The sequence below is a fragment of the Proteus sp. fly-1013 genome (assembly GCF_040140245.1).
Classification (GTDB): Bacteria; Pseudomonadota; Gammaproteobacteria; order Enterobacterales; family Enterobacteriaceae; genus Proteus; species Proteus mirabilis_B.
The window spans coordinates 21,334-37,198 of sequence record NZ_JBEEWD010000009.1; the positions used below are offsets into that span (position 1 = coordinate 21,334).

At 38.0% G+C, this 15,865-nt stretch carries 15 protein-coding genes; 9 read left to right on the forward strand and 6 right to left on the reverse strand.

Annotation, left to right across the window (positions count from 1 at the left end):
• The first annotated feature begins 193 nt into the window (after positions 1 to 193).
• The 4 genes from ABN236_RS16040 to ABN236_RS16055 all read left to right on the forward strand — a co-directional run bounded on the left by ABN236_RS16040 (position 194) and on the right by ABN236_RS16055 (position 1,952).
• Positions 194 to 442 (forward strand): type B 50S ribosomal protein L31, encoded by a 249-nt coding sequence (locus tag ABN236_RS16040; protein ID WP_023583603.1) that lies wholly within the window; start codon positions 194 to 196, stop codon positions 440 to 442.
• Positions 443 to 452: 10 nt separating this feature from the next.
• Positions 453 to 578, forward strand: coding sequence for a type B 50S ribosomal protein L36 (gene ykgO, locus ABN236_RS16045; protein ID WP_006535739.1), 126 nt, complete (start codon positions 453 to 455; stop codon positions 576 to 578).
• Between the two features lie 4 nt (positions 579 to 582).
• On the forward strand, positions 583 to 1,230 hold the full coding sequence (gene zinT, locus ABN236_RS16050; RefSeq protein WP_088493998.1) for a metal-binding protein ZinT: 648 nt from the start codon (positions 583 to 585) through the stop codon (positions 1,228 to 1,230).
• A gap of 242 nt (positions 1,231 to 1,472) precedes the next feature.
• The gene (locus ABN236_RS16055; protein WP_088493997.1) at positions 1,473 to 1,952 is read left to right on the forward strand and encodes an Hcp family type VI secretion system effector; all 480 of its coding nucleotides are present in this window, start codon (positions 1,473 to 1,475) and stop codon (positions 1,950 to 1,952) included.
• 28 nt (positions 1,953 to 1,980) lie between these two features.
• Here the strand turns inward: ABN236_RS16055 and ABN236_RS16060 are convergent, their stop codons facing one another.
• The 3 genes from ABN236_RS16060 to ABN236_RS16070 form a co-directional block, all read right to left on the reverse strand.
• A complete protein-coding gene (locus ABN236_RS16060; protein ID WP_165126421.1) occupies positions 1,981 to 2,274 on the reverse strand; it encodes a DUF1240 domain-containing protein in 294 nt (97 codons plus the stop codon).
• Positions 2,275 to 2,389: 115 nt separating this feature from the next.
• Positions 2,390 to 3,226 carry a hypothetical protein gene (locus ABN236_RS16065; RefSeq protein ID WP_194951648.1) on the reverse strand — a complete coding sequence of 279 codons (837 nt, stop codon included), beginning with the start codon at positions 3,224 to 3,226 and terminating at the stop codon, positions 2,390 to 2,392.
• Between the two features lie 379 nt (positions 3,227 to 3,605).
• Positions 3,606 to 5,054, reverse strand: a complete 1,449-nt coding sequence (locus ABN236_RS16070) for an NAD-dependent succinate-semialdehyde dehydrogenase (RefSeq protein ID WP_088493994.1) — start codon at positions 5,052 to 5,054, stop codon at positions 3,606 to 3,608.
• 260 nt (positions 5,055 to 5,314) lie between these two features.
• Between ABN236_RS16070 and bamJ the strand changes: the two genes are divergently transcribed.
• Both bamJ and cysQ read left to right on the forward strand, forming a co-directional pair.
• Positions 5,315 to 5,935 (forward strand): BamJ family beta-barrel-assembly machinery protein, encoded by a 621-nt coding sequence (gene bamJ, locus ABN236_RS16075; protein WP_036939421.1) that lies wholly within the window; start codon positions 5,315 to 5,317, stop codon positions 5,933 to 5,935.
• 142 nt (positions 5,936 to 6,077) lie between these two features.
• Positions 6,078 to 6,818, forward strand: coding sequence for a 3'(2'),5'-bisphosphate nucleotidase CysQ (gene cysQ, locus ABN236_RS16080; protein ID WP_088493993.1), 741 nt, complete (start codon positions 6,078 to 6,080; stop codon positions 6,816 to 6,818).
• A gap of 53 nt (positions 6,819 to 6,871) precedes the next feature.
• Here the strand turns inward: cysQ and ABN236_RS16085 are convergent, their stop codons facing one another.
• Positions 6,872 to 7,432 carry a YtfJ family protein gene (locus ABN236_RS16085; RefSeq protein ID WP_349474406.1) on the reverse strand — a complete coding sequence of 187 codons (561 nt, stop codon included), beginning with the start codon at positions 7,430 to 7,432 and terminating at the stop codon, positions 6,872 to 6,874.
• A 283-nt stretch (positions 7,433 to 7,715) separates the two neighbouring features.
• On the opposite strand from ABN236_RS16085, the gene ABN236_RS16090 reads away from it, so the two are divergent.
• Positions 7,716 to 7,922, forward strand: a complete 207-nt coding sequence (locus ABN236_RS16090) for a DUF1107 domain-containing protein (RefSeq protein ID WP_069369866.1) — start codon at positions 7,716 to 7,718, stop codon at positions 7,920 to 7,922.
• 79 nt (positions 7,923 to 8,001) lie between these two features.
• Here the strand turns inward: ABN236_RS16090 and paeA are convergent, their stop codons facing one another.
• Both paeA and msrA read right to left on the reverse strand, forming a co-directional pair.
• Positions 8,002 to 9,381, reverse strand: coding sequence for a polyamine export protein PaeA (gene paeA, locus ABN236_RS16095; RefSeq protein WP_102949425.1), 1,380 nt, complete (start codon positions 9,379 to 9,381; stop codon positions 8,002 to 8,004).
• 150 nt (positions 9,382 to 9,531) lie between these two features.
• The gene (gene msrA / locus ABN236_RS16100; protein WP_193775136.1) at positions 9,532 to 10,158 is read right to left on the reverse strand and encodes a peptide-methionine (S)-S-oxide reductase MsrA; all 627 of its coding nucleotides are present in this window, start codon (positions 10,156 to 10,158) and stop codon (positions 9,532 to 9,534) included.
• Positions 10,159 to 10,296: 138 nt separating this feature from the next.
• On the opposite strand from msrA, the gene tamA reads away from it, so the two are divergent.
• Together tamA and tamB are read left to right on the forward strand one after the other, a co-directional pair.
• Positions 10,297 to 12,039, forward strand: coding sequence for an autotransporter assembly complex protein TamA (tamA, locus tag ABN236_RS16105; protein WP_318620716.1), 1,743 nt, complete (start codon positions 10,297 to 10,299; stop codon positions 12,037 to 12,039).
• Positions 12,039 to 15,863 carry an autotransporter assembly complex protein TamB gene (tamB, locus tag ABN236_RS16110; RefSeq protein ID WP_349474445.1) on the forward strand — a complete coding sequence of 1,275 codons (3,825 nt, stop codon included), beginning with the start codon at positions 12,039 to 12,041 and terminating at the stop codon, positions 15,861 to 15,863. Before tamA ends, tamB begins: the two co-directional genes overlap by 1 nt.
• Positions 15,864 to 15,865: the final 2 nt, after the last annotated feature.

Genomic DNA, 15,865 nt, shown 5'->3' on the forward strand with positions numbered 1-15,865 from the left:
AAAATAGGAAGGCTGGACAAAAAAAGCCAGAAAATCCACCTATATCACTTAAAAGAGACTTACCTCAAACACACTTCCTTTCTTGAGATAGAAAAACAAATCAAAAAAAACTGGTCAATAAAATTAAAAAGCGGTACATTAGCGTAATTCAATATTGTTATATTATAACATCACAAACAAGGTGGGGTTTATTATGAAACTGGGTATTCATCCTCAATATCGAACAGTGATTTTCCATGACACTAGTGCAGATGCTTATTTTAAAGTGGGTTCGACCATCCAAACGGAAAAAACAATAGAGTATGAAGGGCAAACATATCCTTATGTAACACTAGATGTTTCCTCTCAATCACACCCATTTTATACCGGTAAACAAAAGACGCATTCTCAAGAAGGTAATGTGGCACGCTTTAATAAACGTTTTGGTCAATTTATTAAGTAAGGAAGAAAAAATGCAGGTATTAAGTTCGTTGAAAAGCGCTAAACAACGCCATCCAGATTGCAAAGTGGTGCGTCGCCGTGGTCGTCTTTATGTAATTTGTAAGTCAAATCCACGTTTTAAAGCCGTTCAGGGGTAAGATTATGCAAAAACCAGTCCTTTCTTGTGTTTTAATTATGGGGCTATTGGGTAGTGCAATGTCAGTTTTAGCACATGGGCACCATCATGAAAAAGTACAAACACAAGCTCAACGAGATGCCGCTAATGGAATTTTTGAAGGTAAGGATGTTCTTGATCGCCAACTCAGTGATTGGGATGGTGTATGGCAATCTGTAGAGCCTTATCTTCTCAGCGGTGAATTAGATGAGGTGTTGCAAAAGAAAGCGGAAACAAAAAAAGATAAAACGGTTGAAGAGTACCGAGCTTACTATACACAAGGCTATAAAACTGATGTGGATATGATTGGTATTGAAAACAATATCATTGAGTTCCACCGTGGAGAGAAAGTCGATAGCTGTGAATATCACTATGATGGTTATCGTATTCTGTATTATGAGTCGGGTAAAAAAGGGGTACGTTATCTTTTCCGCTGTGATGATGCCAAAAGCCAAGCGCCCAAATTTATTCAATTTAGCGACCACATTATTGCACCAGAGAAAGCAGGGCACTTCCATTTATATATGGGCAATACATCGCAAGATGAATTACTTAAAGAATTAAGTAATTGGCCAACATATTACCCTTATTCGATGAAAGCAGATGATATTGTTCACGAAATGCTTTATCACTGATTTAAGTGGAATAAATAGAAAATAAAGTAATAAAAATCTTTAGCAAAGGAGTGCTAGATTTTTTTTAATTAATTATTTGATATAAAAAGAACAATAAAATAATTCATGTGAAAGCCATTTGATTAGTAACTATACTTATGCTTATTTGGTGATAAAATAAATTATATCAAATTAAGTTTCTTCATTTTTATTATCTAATATATGTAATTAATTATTGATTAATTTTTTTAAAAGGAATTTTTATGGCATATCCTATTTATCTAACTTTAAAAGGAAAAGTCCAAGGGTTAATTTCTGTAGGTTGTTCATCTCTTGATTCGATAGGAAACCGTTACCAACTTAATCATGAGGATGAAATTCAAGTTATTAGTTTAAATAATAGTTCTGTTCGTGCACAAAATGCGTCTTATCAACCAGTTATATTTACTAAGCCTATAGATAAATCATCACCATTACTTTCAACAGCTTTAGATAATAACGAAGTCTTAGAAGCAATATTCACTTTTTATAGAACAAGCCAACATGGGCAACTTGAAAAATATTATGAAATTAAATTGACTGAAGTTTCTCTAATTGAGGTTTCTGATATTTTTCCTGATTCAATAAATGATAATGAATCAATGCCATATCAACGTATTCAAATGAAATACACCTCAATATCCAGGGTTCATTTGGTTGCTAATACATCAAGTTATAGTATTAACAGTGATATGATTAAATAAGCTTTGGTACATTATTAAAAGATATGTGCTATTTACACATATCTTTTGATATAACATATTCACTTGGTGCAAAAATTGATTGTTTATAACAAATATAATACCCCTTAGAGACTAAATCATATCTGACATAAAATGAAAAAAAGAAACTGAAAATAATACCTGCTATTGCCATAATTGCGAGGTAACCAGCTATTTTATTATTCATTTTTTGTATATTTTTCTTATATGCACAAAGAAAACCATAATAGGAAAAATAAAAAGTTAAAGGAACTCCAAAGCAGAGTAATCCAGTTTGAAACGAGAATATTATTTTGTCTTTCATTAAGAAGTAATCTATGTAATAAATTATTGAGTAATAAAATCCAAAAATTGATAGAAGTAAGATACAGATAGAAGATAGTATTAAATTAACCGGTTTTATCTCTATTTTTTTTATTTTATCCACGGCTAAGTCTTCCCCATTGTGTGAAAAATTGATCAGGGTGATAAGGTGTTTCAGGTTTATTTTCTCGATAAGATTTTAGATTTTTAATTATGGTTTCACTGATCTTAAATTCATCATCTAATTTATATAGGGCAACTGCTATCACTAACCCCACAACAAATACACCTAAAGCAACGACTATAACACTTGTTCCTGCCGTTAATGCCGCTGTTACGATACTACCAGTTAGTAAAGTTGTCATTTGCATACTAATAGCCAATTTTGCCATATCCATAGTGATATTTACGAAAAAATTAGTGAGATCATATTCATCTCTAAATATGAGTTCTACAATTCTATAAGCTGCTGAAAATACAATTGCAAAACGTACACCTCCTGCTGAAACGGAATTCATTCCTTGGGTTCCTACTCCCATATATATAATACGAGGATTATTTGCTAGGTATCGAGTTGCATTTAAATAAGCTCTAACGCCTGCATGACCTGAAATTCTTATATAAACATTTCCATTTTTACCTACATACTCAGTCGCTGTGATATTGATATTTCTAAACTCATTAACAATTCTTTCGACTCTATATGATTCATAGATATTTCCAGAATATGATGAAGCGATATCACCAATACTAAATAAAGTATCTTTCGATGATTTGTAAGGTGTTGGGGTGGATAAGTTTTTTAGAACATAATCAGCTTCTTCAAGGGTGATCAGTGCCGCAACATTTTCATCATCTTCGGTATCATTAAGGATCCGCTCAATTCTTTTCTTATTGTTGTATTGTTCTTCTCTGTCCCAATCAATAACGGTGGTATCGTATATATAGCCCATATAAAAAGATCCTTTTTTTATAAATTTAAATTAGATTAATAAAATTTATGATTTTATGCAATTAAATATATCTGCTGTTAGATTAATTAATTAAAAGTTAGCTTAACAACAAGTGTGCTTTTATTTTTTATTATGTAAAATTCTATTTTGATTGTTTTTATTATTTCTTTTAAGTGGATAGTATCCTTCACTATAAAAGAAGTTATTTTTATATTTTTTATATAAGTAATAAATAAACTGAGGGGATATATAAATCTAATTTTATATCTTTATGTTAAAAATATAATTTTTAATATTTTTTGATAATAGGAGAAAATAGTAAGGGAAAAAGCAGTAGCATCCATGCTGACTTACTTTTATAAGTTGGGTTAAAGGTTATTTATAATCCTTGGCAGAGATATTTCATCTCCATATAATCTTCAATACCGTGTTCAGAGCCCTCACGACCTAAACCTGATTGTTTAATACCACCAAATGGTGCAACTTCATTGGAAATTAAACCGGTGTTAATACCCACCATGCCGTATTCTAAATTTTCAGCAACACGCCAAATACGTTGTGGATTTTCACTATAAAAATAAGCGGCTAAGCCATAAATGGTATTATTAGCTAAATGCACCACTTCATCTTCATTTTCAAAAATAACTAAAGGTGCAACAGGGCCAAATATTTCTTCTTCAAGGATATGGCTATCAGCAGGAACATTGCCAACAACGGTAGGTTGGAAGAAGTTCTCACCCGCTTTGTCATTATCTCCGCCACAAAGCAGTGTTGCACCGCGTTTTAATGTATCAGCAAGCAATGATTGTGATTTTTCAACAGCTTTACGGTTAATGAGAGGCCCAATAGTGACACCTTCTTCAAAACCATTCCCCACTTTGAGTTTTTTAACGGCGGCAACAAAGCGTTCGCTAAATTGTTGATAAACATCTTTATGAATATAAAAACGGTTAGCACAAACACAGGTTTGTCCTGCATTACGGAATTTTGCTCCCATAGCACCTTCAACCGCTTTATCAATATCGGCATCGTTAAACACGATAAATGGTGCATTGCCACCTAATTCCAAAGAGACTTTTTTTACACTATCTGAACACTGGCGCATTAATAAACGTCCAACACCCGTAGAGCCAGTGAAACTTAATTTGCGAACACGGTTATCAGAGGTAAAGACTTCGCCAATTTTAATGGCATCTCCGGTTACAATATTAATAACACCAGCGGGAATGCCTGCTTGAGCCGCTAATTCTGCTAAAGCCAGTGCAGTATAAGGTGTTTCATTGGCAGGTTTAATTACCATAGTACAACCCGCTGCTAATGCAGGAGCCGCTTTGCGGGTGATCATAGCAGCCGGGAAGTTCCAAGGTGTAATAGCAGCACAGACACCAATACCTTGTTTGATCACCATTAAGCGTTTATCAGCAGAAGGGGAGGGAATAATTTCACCGTTGGTTCTCTTACCTTGCTCTGCAAACCACTCAATAAAAGAAGCTGCATAAGTAATTTCACCTTCAGCTTCAGCAACGGGTTTACCTTGCTCAAATGTCATTAACTCAGCAAGTTTTCTTTTATTTTCAGTAATTAATCTAAACCAATTTTGCAATAATGCTCCACGCTGATGTGCTGTGAGTGCACGCCATTTTGGTAAGGCTTTTTGTGCTGCATCAACAGCCATTATTGCTTCTTGTGTTGCCATATTGGGGACTGTACCCAGTAAAGTACCCGTTGCAGGATCGACAACATCAACAGTTTCGTTATTTTTAGCATTACACCAAAGACCATCAATATAGCCTTGTTCGCGGAAATAGGGATTTGTCGTTATCTTCACTTAATACCTCTCTGAACACATATATATTGATATTTATAAGGCTAGGCAGTTTTGTGCCTGTTTATAATTATATGCCTGTGTTGCGATGTTGTGAAAATAAGTATGACAAATACCAATAAAAAAACGTCAAAAACACGATGAATAGCGTCAATTACTCCTGTTTTTAATGAATAATTCCCATTACTCAAGACAGAAGGTTTACGCTGTACCTTACCACTGTTATTCTTGGATCTAACTTTCATAAAAAACAGGTATTTTTCATGTCAAAACCATCATTTGATTCTATCGAATCACAGGCAAGTTACGGTATTGGTCTGCAAGTCGGTCAACAACTGACTGAATCAGGTCTTCAAGGATTAGAGCCCGCAGCACTGTTAGCTGGCCTGACCGATGCATTAGAAGGTAATGCACCTTCTGTACCTGTTGAAACATTACACAATGCCTTACGTACTATGCACGAGCGTGCTGAAGCTGTTCGTCAAGAACGCCAAGCAGAGTTAGCTGATGCTGGTAAAATTTTCTTAGAAGAAAATGTGAAAAATGAAGGCGTTCAAGTTACAGAATCAGGCTTACAGTACAAAGTACTGACTGCGGGTGAAGGTGCAATTCCAGCGCGTACTGATCATGTTCGTGTTCACTACACTGGTCGTTTAATTGATGGCACTGTGTTTGATAGCTCAGTTCAACGTGGTCAACCTGCTGAATTCCCAGTAAATGGCGTTATCGCAGGCTGGATTGAAGCATTAACATTAATGCCAGTAGGTTCAAAATGGGAATTATATATTCCTTACCAATTAGCTTATGGCGAACGTGGAGCAGGTGCGGCTATTCCTCCATTCGCTACATTAGTATTTGAAGTAGAATTATTAGAAATTTTATAATTTCTTATTCTGCGGTAAATCAGAGTAAAAAATAGCCGGTTTTTGCCGGCTATTTTTGTCTCTGAACTAAAATAAAGAGACAGTAGGGTAATTAATTTTTATAAGAGAAGTTATCTGCTTATAGAAATAAGAGAGGTGCATTATGTTAGAACAAGTCAGCAAATTAGCTCGCCAAGCAGGTATGGCGATAATGCAAATCTATCAGCAATCAGAGCCTATCCAAGTACAGGAAAAAAGTGATAATTCACCTGTCACAGAAGCTGATTTGGCCGCTCACCAAGTTATCAAACAAGGACTTGCTTCTATTGCTCCAGATATACCTCAATTATCTGAAGAAGATCCCCCTGAATGGGAAGTACGTCGTCATTGGGATCGTTATTGGCTGATTGACCCTCTAGATGGAACTAAAGAATTTATCAGTAAGAATGGTGAGTTTACGGTAAATATTGCCTTAATTGAAAAGGGTATTCCTGTTTTGGGGGTTGTCTATGCCCCGGTTCAAAATGTGTTATATGCAGCGGCAAATAAACAGGCATGGAAAGAAGTGTGTGGACAGCGATTACCTATCCATGCAAGTCGTGCAGAGCCGCCAGTAATTGTGATTAGCCGTTCTCATCAAGATGATGAATTAAAAGAATACCTCTCACAACTTGGCGCACATCAAACCGTTGCTGTTGGTTCATCTTTGAAGTTTTGTTTAGTTGCTGAAGGTAAAGCACAGCTTTATCCTCGCTTTGGACCTACACATACTTGGGATACCGCGGCAGGTCATGCTGTTGCGATTGCTGCGGGCGCACACGTCACAGATTGGAAAGGGGTAACGCTAGATTATTCCCCAAAAGAGTCGCTGATAAATCCAGGATTTAGAGTTTCTATCTTTTAGTGACACTTTATGAAATCGGAGCCCTTTATTTAATAAGGGCTCTGACACAGAAATTATTCTTTAATTAAATCGTTGATAAGATTGATTGCAGTTGTGATTTCTGCACCACTTAATACACCTTCTTTGACGAAACGGACTTTGCCTTGTTTATCTAAAATAACAATAGCTGAACTCTCTTTTTCTAATCCCCAGCCTTTTAATGCTACACCATCAGCATCAACAATAAACTGTGACCAAGGAAACTCTTTTTTACTGTCTTCAACACTGCCGCGAACAAATGGGCCTGTACCAAACACAGCATCATCAGTATTAATAATTGTTGTAGTCTGATAACTGTTATGTGGGAATTTAGCCAGTTTTACGGCATCGATAAACGGTGCATTCATCTCCTTAGCTTTGCTACGTCCTGCTATATGCTGAACAGTACGTACTTTTCCACTAAGCAGACCACTATTCCAATTTTGGTAGCTAAACTTATCTTTGGTTGTGTCATAAAGTAGCTCACCTTTGTCATTGACTGTGACAGCGGGAAGTACTGTATTTTCAGTGATGTTATGTGCAAATGCCCATGTGGATGTGCTGAGTAAAAGCGCAGCTAAGGTTATTTTGTGCATAGCCATGATCCTATTATTGAAATCGACGTTAGATTCTATCTAAGCATAGAAGCTAGTGGAGAATAATACCTCATCGCTGATACATTTATTTAACATTGAGTGGGTAAAATAACGCACACGCTATCTTTATTTATATTCTTTACTGTCAATAAATGTAAAAACAGATAAGAAAATCAAATAAGTTGAACCTAGTACTTATAATTAGGTCTTTAAATTTGATATATAAAGATAAGTCTTTATGACTTATTAAACTCAACAACGAGCATGGGAGACTAACTGAAAGATGAAAATCTTCAATCGCTATAACCCTGAAAAAATTGCTCTCTACGTTAAGACATTATTTCGTGGACGGTTTTACATCAAAGGAATGGGTGCATTTGAATTCGATTACGGTAAAATTTTATTACCTAAAATAAGAGATAAGCTACATTTTAATGTCATGAGTGAAGTGAACCAGCAGGTCATTTTACTGAAAGCAGAAATGGGCTAACTTTTATCTGATAGATAACTGAGTCTTTCTCATGAATATCTTCGATAAGACTCAGTTATTAATTTCGGCTTGTTACTTGTTAGCTTACCGTTTTATTTTCATCTGTCTTGATATCGACTTCTGTTGTTGTCTGTATAACAGGAACATGTTCTTGTAAAATCGGCTTCACAGGTGGAATATCATCAACCTTTGTCACAAGTAATTGATCTATTTTGTAATTATCAATATCGACAACTTCAAATTTGTATCCTGAAAACTTCACATAATCAGTGCGTTTTGGAATTTTACGTAAGCGATACATCATAAAACCTGCGATGGTTTCATAGTTACTTGAATCTGGGAAATCGTCGATATCAAGTACACGCATTACATCATCAATTGGCGTACCGCCTTCAACTAACCATGAGTGCTCATCACGACTCACAATTTGCTCTTCTTGCCCCGGTCCAATTAAATCGCCCATTAAGGTTGTCATCACATCATTTAGTGTAATAACACCCATCACCATCGCGTATTCATTAAGGATAATAGCAAAGTCTTCACCGGACGTTTTAAAGCTTTCCAACATATCTGAAAGCGTTAATGTATCAGGAATAATCAGAGCCTTACGGATATGAACACCATCATTGAGATTTAAGCTTTGCCCGTTAATAACGCGATTAAGCAGCTCTTTAGAATCAACATAACCAATAATATGGTCGATATCACCTTCACAAACGAGGAACTTAGAGTGAGGTTGAGTGGCAATTTTTTCTTTGATATCGCCTTCAGTTTCTTCACGATCAAAATAGACCACATCTTCTCGAGGTGTCATTGCCGACGGTACGGTACGTGACTCTAATTCAAAAACATTTTCTATCAGCTCATGCTCTTGTTTACGTAAAACCCCAGCAACAGCACCAGCTTCTACAATGGCAAAAATATCATCAGAAGTAATATCTTCATTTCTTACCATTGGGATTTTAAATAATTTGAAGATGAGATCTGCCATGCCATTAAATAACCAAACCAGAGGGCGGAAAAAGGCAAGGCAGAAACGCATTGGGTTCACAATTCTTAATGCGATAGCTTCTGGTTTTATCATACCAATGCGTTTTGGCGTTAAGTCAGCCAATAAAATAAACATGGATGTGACAATAATAAAGGAACAAATAGATCCAAGCTGTTGCGCTAATGGCTCTTCAAAAAATTGTAGGTAAAAGCTTTTTAACGAAGGGGAGAAAGCAGATTCGCCAACAATACCTGCTAGGATAGCGACGGCATTTAATCCAATTTGCACAACGGTAAAAAACATGCCTGGCATTTCTTGCATTTTTAATACACGCGCGGCGTTAATATTGCCCTCATCAACAAGTTGTTTGAGTTTAATTCGACGAGAAGCAGCAAGAGAGATTTCAGACAGCGAAAAAAAGGCGCTGATAGCACAAAGCAAAAGCACAATGAGTAAACTATTAAGCATATAAGGCTCACACCACCCCAAGTATTTAATCCAAAGGGTAATACTAGAGTGTTAAAAATAGAAGATAAATCAATATATTGTGATGAATTTATTCACAAAGATAGATAAGAGGGCGTAATTATATCATCGCCCTGCTATTTTCTGCTAGTTTTACTTTTCAGGGGGATAGCAGATGCCTATTCCACCTAATCCACAATAACCTTGTGGGTTTTTATGTAAATATTGCTGGTGGTAATCTTCAGCAAAATAGAAAGGGCCCACAGGCTGAATTTCAGTGGTGATTGCATCAGTAGTGCCTTGAGTATTCATTGCTTGTTGATAACGTTTTTTTGACTCAATAGCTTGAGCATATTGCTCTTCATTAACAGTGTAAATGGCAGAACGATATTGGCTGCCAATATCATTACCTTGGCGCATACCTTGTGATGGATTGTGATTTTCCCAAAAAAGAGCCAAAAGTTGTGAATAGCTAATTACTGAGGGATCAAAAACAACTCTCACCACTTCACTATGACCTGTTAAACCTTGGCAAACTTGTTGGTAAGTTGGATTTTCTGTTACACCACCGCTATAGCCCGCACTTGTTGAGTAAACGCCCTGTTGTTGCCAAAATAGACGTTCAACACCCCAAAAACAGCCCATTGCAAAATAAGCAATGTTCATATTGGCTGGAATATCGTTAATAGAATGCCCATTTACAGCATGATTAGCAGATATTTCTAATGGTGTCGAAGTACCCCTTAAGGCATTCTCTGGTTGGTAAGCTTTATGTTGCAAGGTAGACTCCAATTTTTATATTTGTAAACGCTTTACTATGGTAAAGGCTTAATATTGTTATAAACTAAATCTACAATAAAGCTTAAAACAGTTTGTCGTCAATTCATCACATGGATTAAATAATATTGAGGAGAAAACGTGCCGAGATACTCCGTTATCTACGTTCTCTGTCTGTCTTTTATCGCGCCTGTTGCCTATGGGGCAAATTTGCGTTTAAAAGTAGAAGGTTTAGAAGGGCAGCTCGAAAAAAATGCGCGAGTCCAGCTATCAAACATTACAACAGAAGAAGTTGCACCTGACGGGCGTTTTCGTGCGCGTGTTGAAAAGGCAATTCAAGAAGGACTTCGCCCTTTAGGTTACTATCAGCCCAAAGTGACATTTTCTTATGAAGAAAATACACCACCTGCGCGATCCGTATTAACCGCTAAAGTTGAACCGGGTATTCCGATTTTACTGAAAGGCGTTGATGTGGTTCTTGAAGGTGGCGCTAAAACAGATAGCCAATATGCAAAAGTCATTAAAGAAAATACACCTCCTCTTGATAGTGTTTTAAACCATGCAGATTATGAGAAACTCAAAGGTTCGTTAACTGGGCTTGCCATTCGCCGTGGCTATTTTGATGCGGAAATGCAAAAAAGCCAGTTAGGCGTCTCTTTAGATAATCATGCCTCATATTGGGATTTTGTTTTCGATAGTGGAGAACGCTATCGTTTTGGAAAAGTGAATTATACGGGCTCCCAAATCCGTGAAGACTATCTACAAAATATTGTCCCTTTTAAAGAGGGAGAATATTACGCCTCAGAAGATCTGGCTGAATTTAATCGCCGTTTAGCGGCAACAGGCTGGTTTAACTCTGCGGTTGTGACGCCTGATATTGCTAAAGCACGCGCTGATAACTCTCACCTGTTACCGATGAGTGCAGTTGTAACACCTCGCTCTCGTAACTATGTTGAGCTTGGTGGTGGTTATGCTACCGATGTAGGTCCTCGCCTTAATATGCAGTGGGATAAGCCTTGGATGAACTCACGAGGTCATAGTTTAACCTCTAATATCAGTGTTTCTCAGCCTGAACAGTCTATTGGTGCCAATTATAAAATTCCACTTAAGGTCAATCCATTAGAACAATACTATGGTGTTCAGGGTGGTTTTAAACGTACCGATTTAAATGACACCCGCTCTGATACTACAACGCTAAACGTGTCTCGTAACTGGGATATGTCGACAGGCTGGCAATACAGTGTGAATACACGTTGGAGCCTCAGCCACTTTACCCAAGGTGAAGTTACAAATACCACTATGCTGCTTTATCCGGGCGTTACCGCAAGTCGTGTACGTCAACGGGGCGGTATGATGCCTTCTTGGGGGGATAGCCAACGTTATACATTAGACTACTCCAATAAAATATGGGGCTCTGATGTCGAATTTGCTGCATTCCAAGCGCAACACGTTTGGATACGTACTCCATGGGATGGACATCGCTTTGTGGTAAGAGGCAACTTTGGTTGGATTGAAACCAACGCGTTTGAGCAAGTACCGCCTGAATTACGTTTCTTTGCTGGTGGTGATAGAAGTGTTCGTGGTTTTAAATATCAAAGTATCTCACCTGAAGATGGAAAAGGTAATTTAACGGGGGCATCAAGAATGCTCGTGGGATCGTTAGAATATCAATATAACATTACGGGTAACTGGTGGAGTGCTGTCTTTATTGATAGCGGTGAAGCGGTTAATGATTTTACTCGTAGTGATTTTAAAACAGGTGCGGGTGCAGGCGTTCGTTGGGCATCACCAGTTGGTCCAATTAAATTTGATTTAGCTTTACCTGTGAGTGACGTTGATAAACGTAGACTCCAGTTCTACATCGGGTTAGGGGCAGAGTTATGATGAAAAAGTGGTTGAAATGGATTGCACTAACACTCCTTATCATTATTTTGCTTACATTCGGTGCTGTTGCTTGGATTTTGGGAACGCAATCGGGTTTGCATTTCGCTATTAATAGCGCAGCTCGTTGGGTTCCTGGCTTAGTTATCAAAGATGTTAATGGTGGTTGGCAAGATCTGCGTTTAACAGGTGTTGAATATCAAATGCCTGGGGTTGATGTGAACATGGGGGAGTTATCTCTAGGATTACGTTTAGCGTGCCTGATGGATAAACAAGTTTGTGTCGATACATTAGGCACACGAGATGTTGTTGTAAATGTTGATACTAGCGCTTTCCCTCCTTCCGAAGAAACACCTCCATCAGAGCCTCTAACAGAGCTTAATGCGCCATTACCTATCTATTTAAATTCACTCTCATTAGAAAATACGCATGTGAAGATTGACGATATGGCAATCTCGCTAGGCGAATTTAAAACGGGTGCGCAGTGGGAAGGCCGTCAAGTTACATTAAATCCAACACTCATTAATGATTTGCTGGTGGCATTACCAAAGACACCGGAAGAAGGGAGTGTTGAAGCAACAGCTCAAGATGTAAAAGAAATCGCAACTGCAAAACCTCAAACTGAGCCTACAACACAAGAAGAAAAAGAGCAGGCTTTAGCGGAGACAATTAAAGCGATTTTTGCGAAGCCATTATTAGCCGAATTACCTGAAATTATTATTCCTGTTGATATCAATATCGAAGGAATTGAAGGTAAGCAATTACAGATTAGTGGTGATGCGCCTATTACGATTAATCAATTATCGTTTGAAGCCAAGACGCAAGGTAAGCAGGTTAATCTCACTAAATTAAATATTGATGCCCCAGAAGGTGAAGTAAGTTTAAATGGGGGAATTACCCTAGATAAACAGTGGCCTGTTAATTTAGATGTGAATGCGACTATTCGTGATATTGCTGGGCTTGAAGATTTTAAAGATCAAAAAGCGACACTTTCTTTACAAGGCGCATTACTTGAAGAGCTTAAATTAGGACTCTCTTTAACAGGAGCAGTGACAGCAACTTTAGATGCTCAAGCTGAGCTGGCAAAACCACACCTTCCATTAAAACTGACGCTTGAAAGCCAGAAAGTTCGCTGGCCATTAACGGGCGATGTGCAGTATCAACTTAACGGTACTCGATTACGCTTAAATGGTCAGACAGATAACTATGATCTCTCATTACGCTCTGATATTGAAGGTCAAGAGATCCCTCCAGCCAAATTAATGCTGGATGCAAAAGGGAATGAAGAGAAAATAGAGCTGACGCGTTTACGTTTAGCCGCTTTGCAGGGTCATGCTGATATCACAGGTGTCGCTGATTGGAGTAAAGCAATTAGCTGGAATGCATTGCTCACGATTTCAGGAATTAATACGGCAAAACAGTACCCTGATATGCCAGCAAAATTAGATGGGCGCATTGCAACAACAGGTAGTCTATATGGCGGAAGTTGGCAATTACGTGTGCCTGAAATCACCTTAGATGGCAATATCAAAAATAATCTTATCAAGGCGAGAGGTAATGCTTACGGTAATGATTCAGGGCAATGGAATATTCCTCAGTTAAAACTGATCCTAGGTAAAAATAACCTCGATATTGAAGGGCATTTAGGTGATAAATGGGCATTAGATGCCAATATTAATGCTCCGGGATTAAATGGTTTAGTACCTGGATTAGCGGGTGTTATTAAAGGCAAAGTTAATATTCGTGGCGATATTAATACACCTAAGATTATTGCTGATATCAACGCTCATGGTATTAAATGGCAAGATCAAGTCAGTGTTGAATCCATCACTATTAAAGGTGATGTTCAAGCGGATAAAGAAATTGGTGGCAAACTTGCGATTACTGCTCGTCAGTTAAAACAAGCCGATTTAGTTATTCGCAATTTAACGTTGGATGCTGCTGGTACAGAAAAACAGCATAAACTGACGCTAAAAATGGATGGTGAACCTGTTTCTGGTGGACTGACATTAGCTGGTTCATTCGATAAAGAGAAACAGCAATGGAAAGGAACGCTAAATAATACGGCATTTGATACCCCTGTGGGCGAATGGCGTTTAAATAAAGCCATGGCGTTGAATTTGTTGGCAGAGAAACAAGAAGTCACCATTGGCTCTCATTGTTGGGTAAACCCAAATGCACAAGTTTGTGTTCCTAAAGCGATAACTGTGGGTGAAAGCGGATCTGCGGCAATTACATTGACGCGTTTTGATCTCGCTATGATCAAACCTTTCTTACCGCCAGAGACTTCCGTTCAAGGTGTATTTACTGGCGATGCCACCGCAACATGGAACTCAAAAGGTGGATTACCTAAAGCATCGGTAAATCTAAAAGGGCAAGGTGTTGCAGTAAAACAGAATATTGAAGGCACTATTTTACCGATTGATTTTGATGCTATTACCTTAAATGCGGGCGTTAACAACGGCAAAGCGACATTACAATGGCTGATTAGTATTGCAGGAAATGGTGATATTAAAGGTAATGTGCATGTTGCTGATCTTGAGAAGAAACGCCAGCTATCAGGTACGGTGGATATTGATAATCTGACATTAGATTTAATCAAACCATTCTTAGGTAAAGGTGAAATAGCTGAAGGTCGTGTTGGTGCGCAATTACGTTTAGGCGGAAATGCTCAATCGCCACTGCTATTTGGTCAATTTGGTATTAATCAATTAAAAGTGGTTGGGCATTGGATCCCGTTTGATATTACGAAAGGGAATGTTGATGTTCAATTCAATGGTGCGACGTCTGATTTAAGCGGTCGAATCGAAACCCCAGAAGGTTACTTAAATCTTACTGGTAACGCTGATTGGCGTAAATTAGACGCATGGCACGCAGTAATAGCCGCAAATGGCAATAAGCTACGTGTTGCATTGCCTCCGATGGTACGTATTGATGTTAATCCTGATTTAGTGTTTGAGGCTCGCCCTCATTTACTGAAACTAGATGGACGCATTGATATTCCTTGGGCACGCATCGTTGTTCAAGACTTACCAGAGTCAGCGGTATCCGCTTCTTCTGATGAAGTGATGCTGGATAAAAACTTACAGCCAATTGCACCAAAAGAGACATCGATTCCAATTCAAAGTAATTTAGCTATTAATATTGGCGATGATGTGACACTGGACGCATTTGGGCTTAAAGCTAGATTGACGGGAGCGCTTAAAGTCAATCAGAATAAACAAGGACTGGGTTTAAACGGTCAGATAGATATTCCAAAAGGCGAATTCAAAGCTTATGGGCAAGACCTGCAAGTTCGTAAGGGACAAATCTTGTTCTCAGGGCCAGTTGATCAACCTTACTTAAATATTGAAGCTATTCGTAATCCTGAGAATACGGCAAATAATGTGATTGCTGGTGTTAGGGTGACAGGGCTTGCAGATAAACCGAAAGTTGAAATTTTCTCTGAACCCGCTTTTACACAGCAAGAAGCGTTATCCTACTTGCTAAGAGGTGAAGGGTTAGATAAAAGTGGTGATGCGGATTCATCACAAATGACGGCAATGCTGATAGGATTAGGCGTTGGTCAAAGTGGTCAGCTTGTAGGGCGCATTGGTGAAACCTTTGGTGTTTCTGATTTAGCGCTTGATACACAGGGTGTGGGGGATAACTCACAAGTTGTGGTCAGTGGTAAGATCACAAACGATCTACAAGTGAAGTATGGAGTGGGTATATTTGATTCGCTAGCGACGTTAACCTTACGTTATCGCTTGATGCCCAGGTTGTATTTACAAGCAGTGTCTGGTATGAATCAGGCAATAGATCTGCTTTATCAATTTGAGTTTTAAAT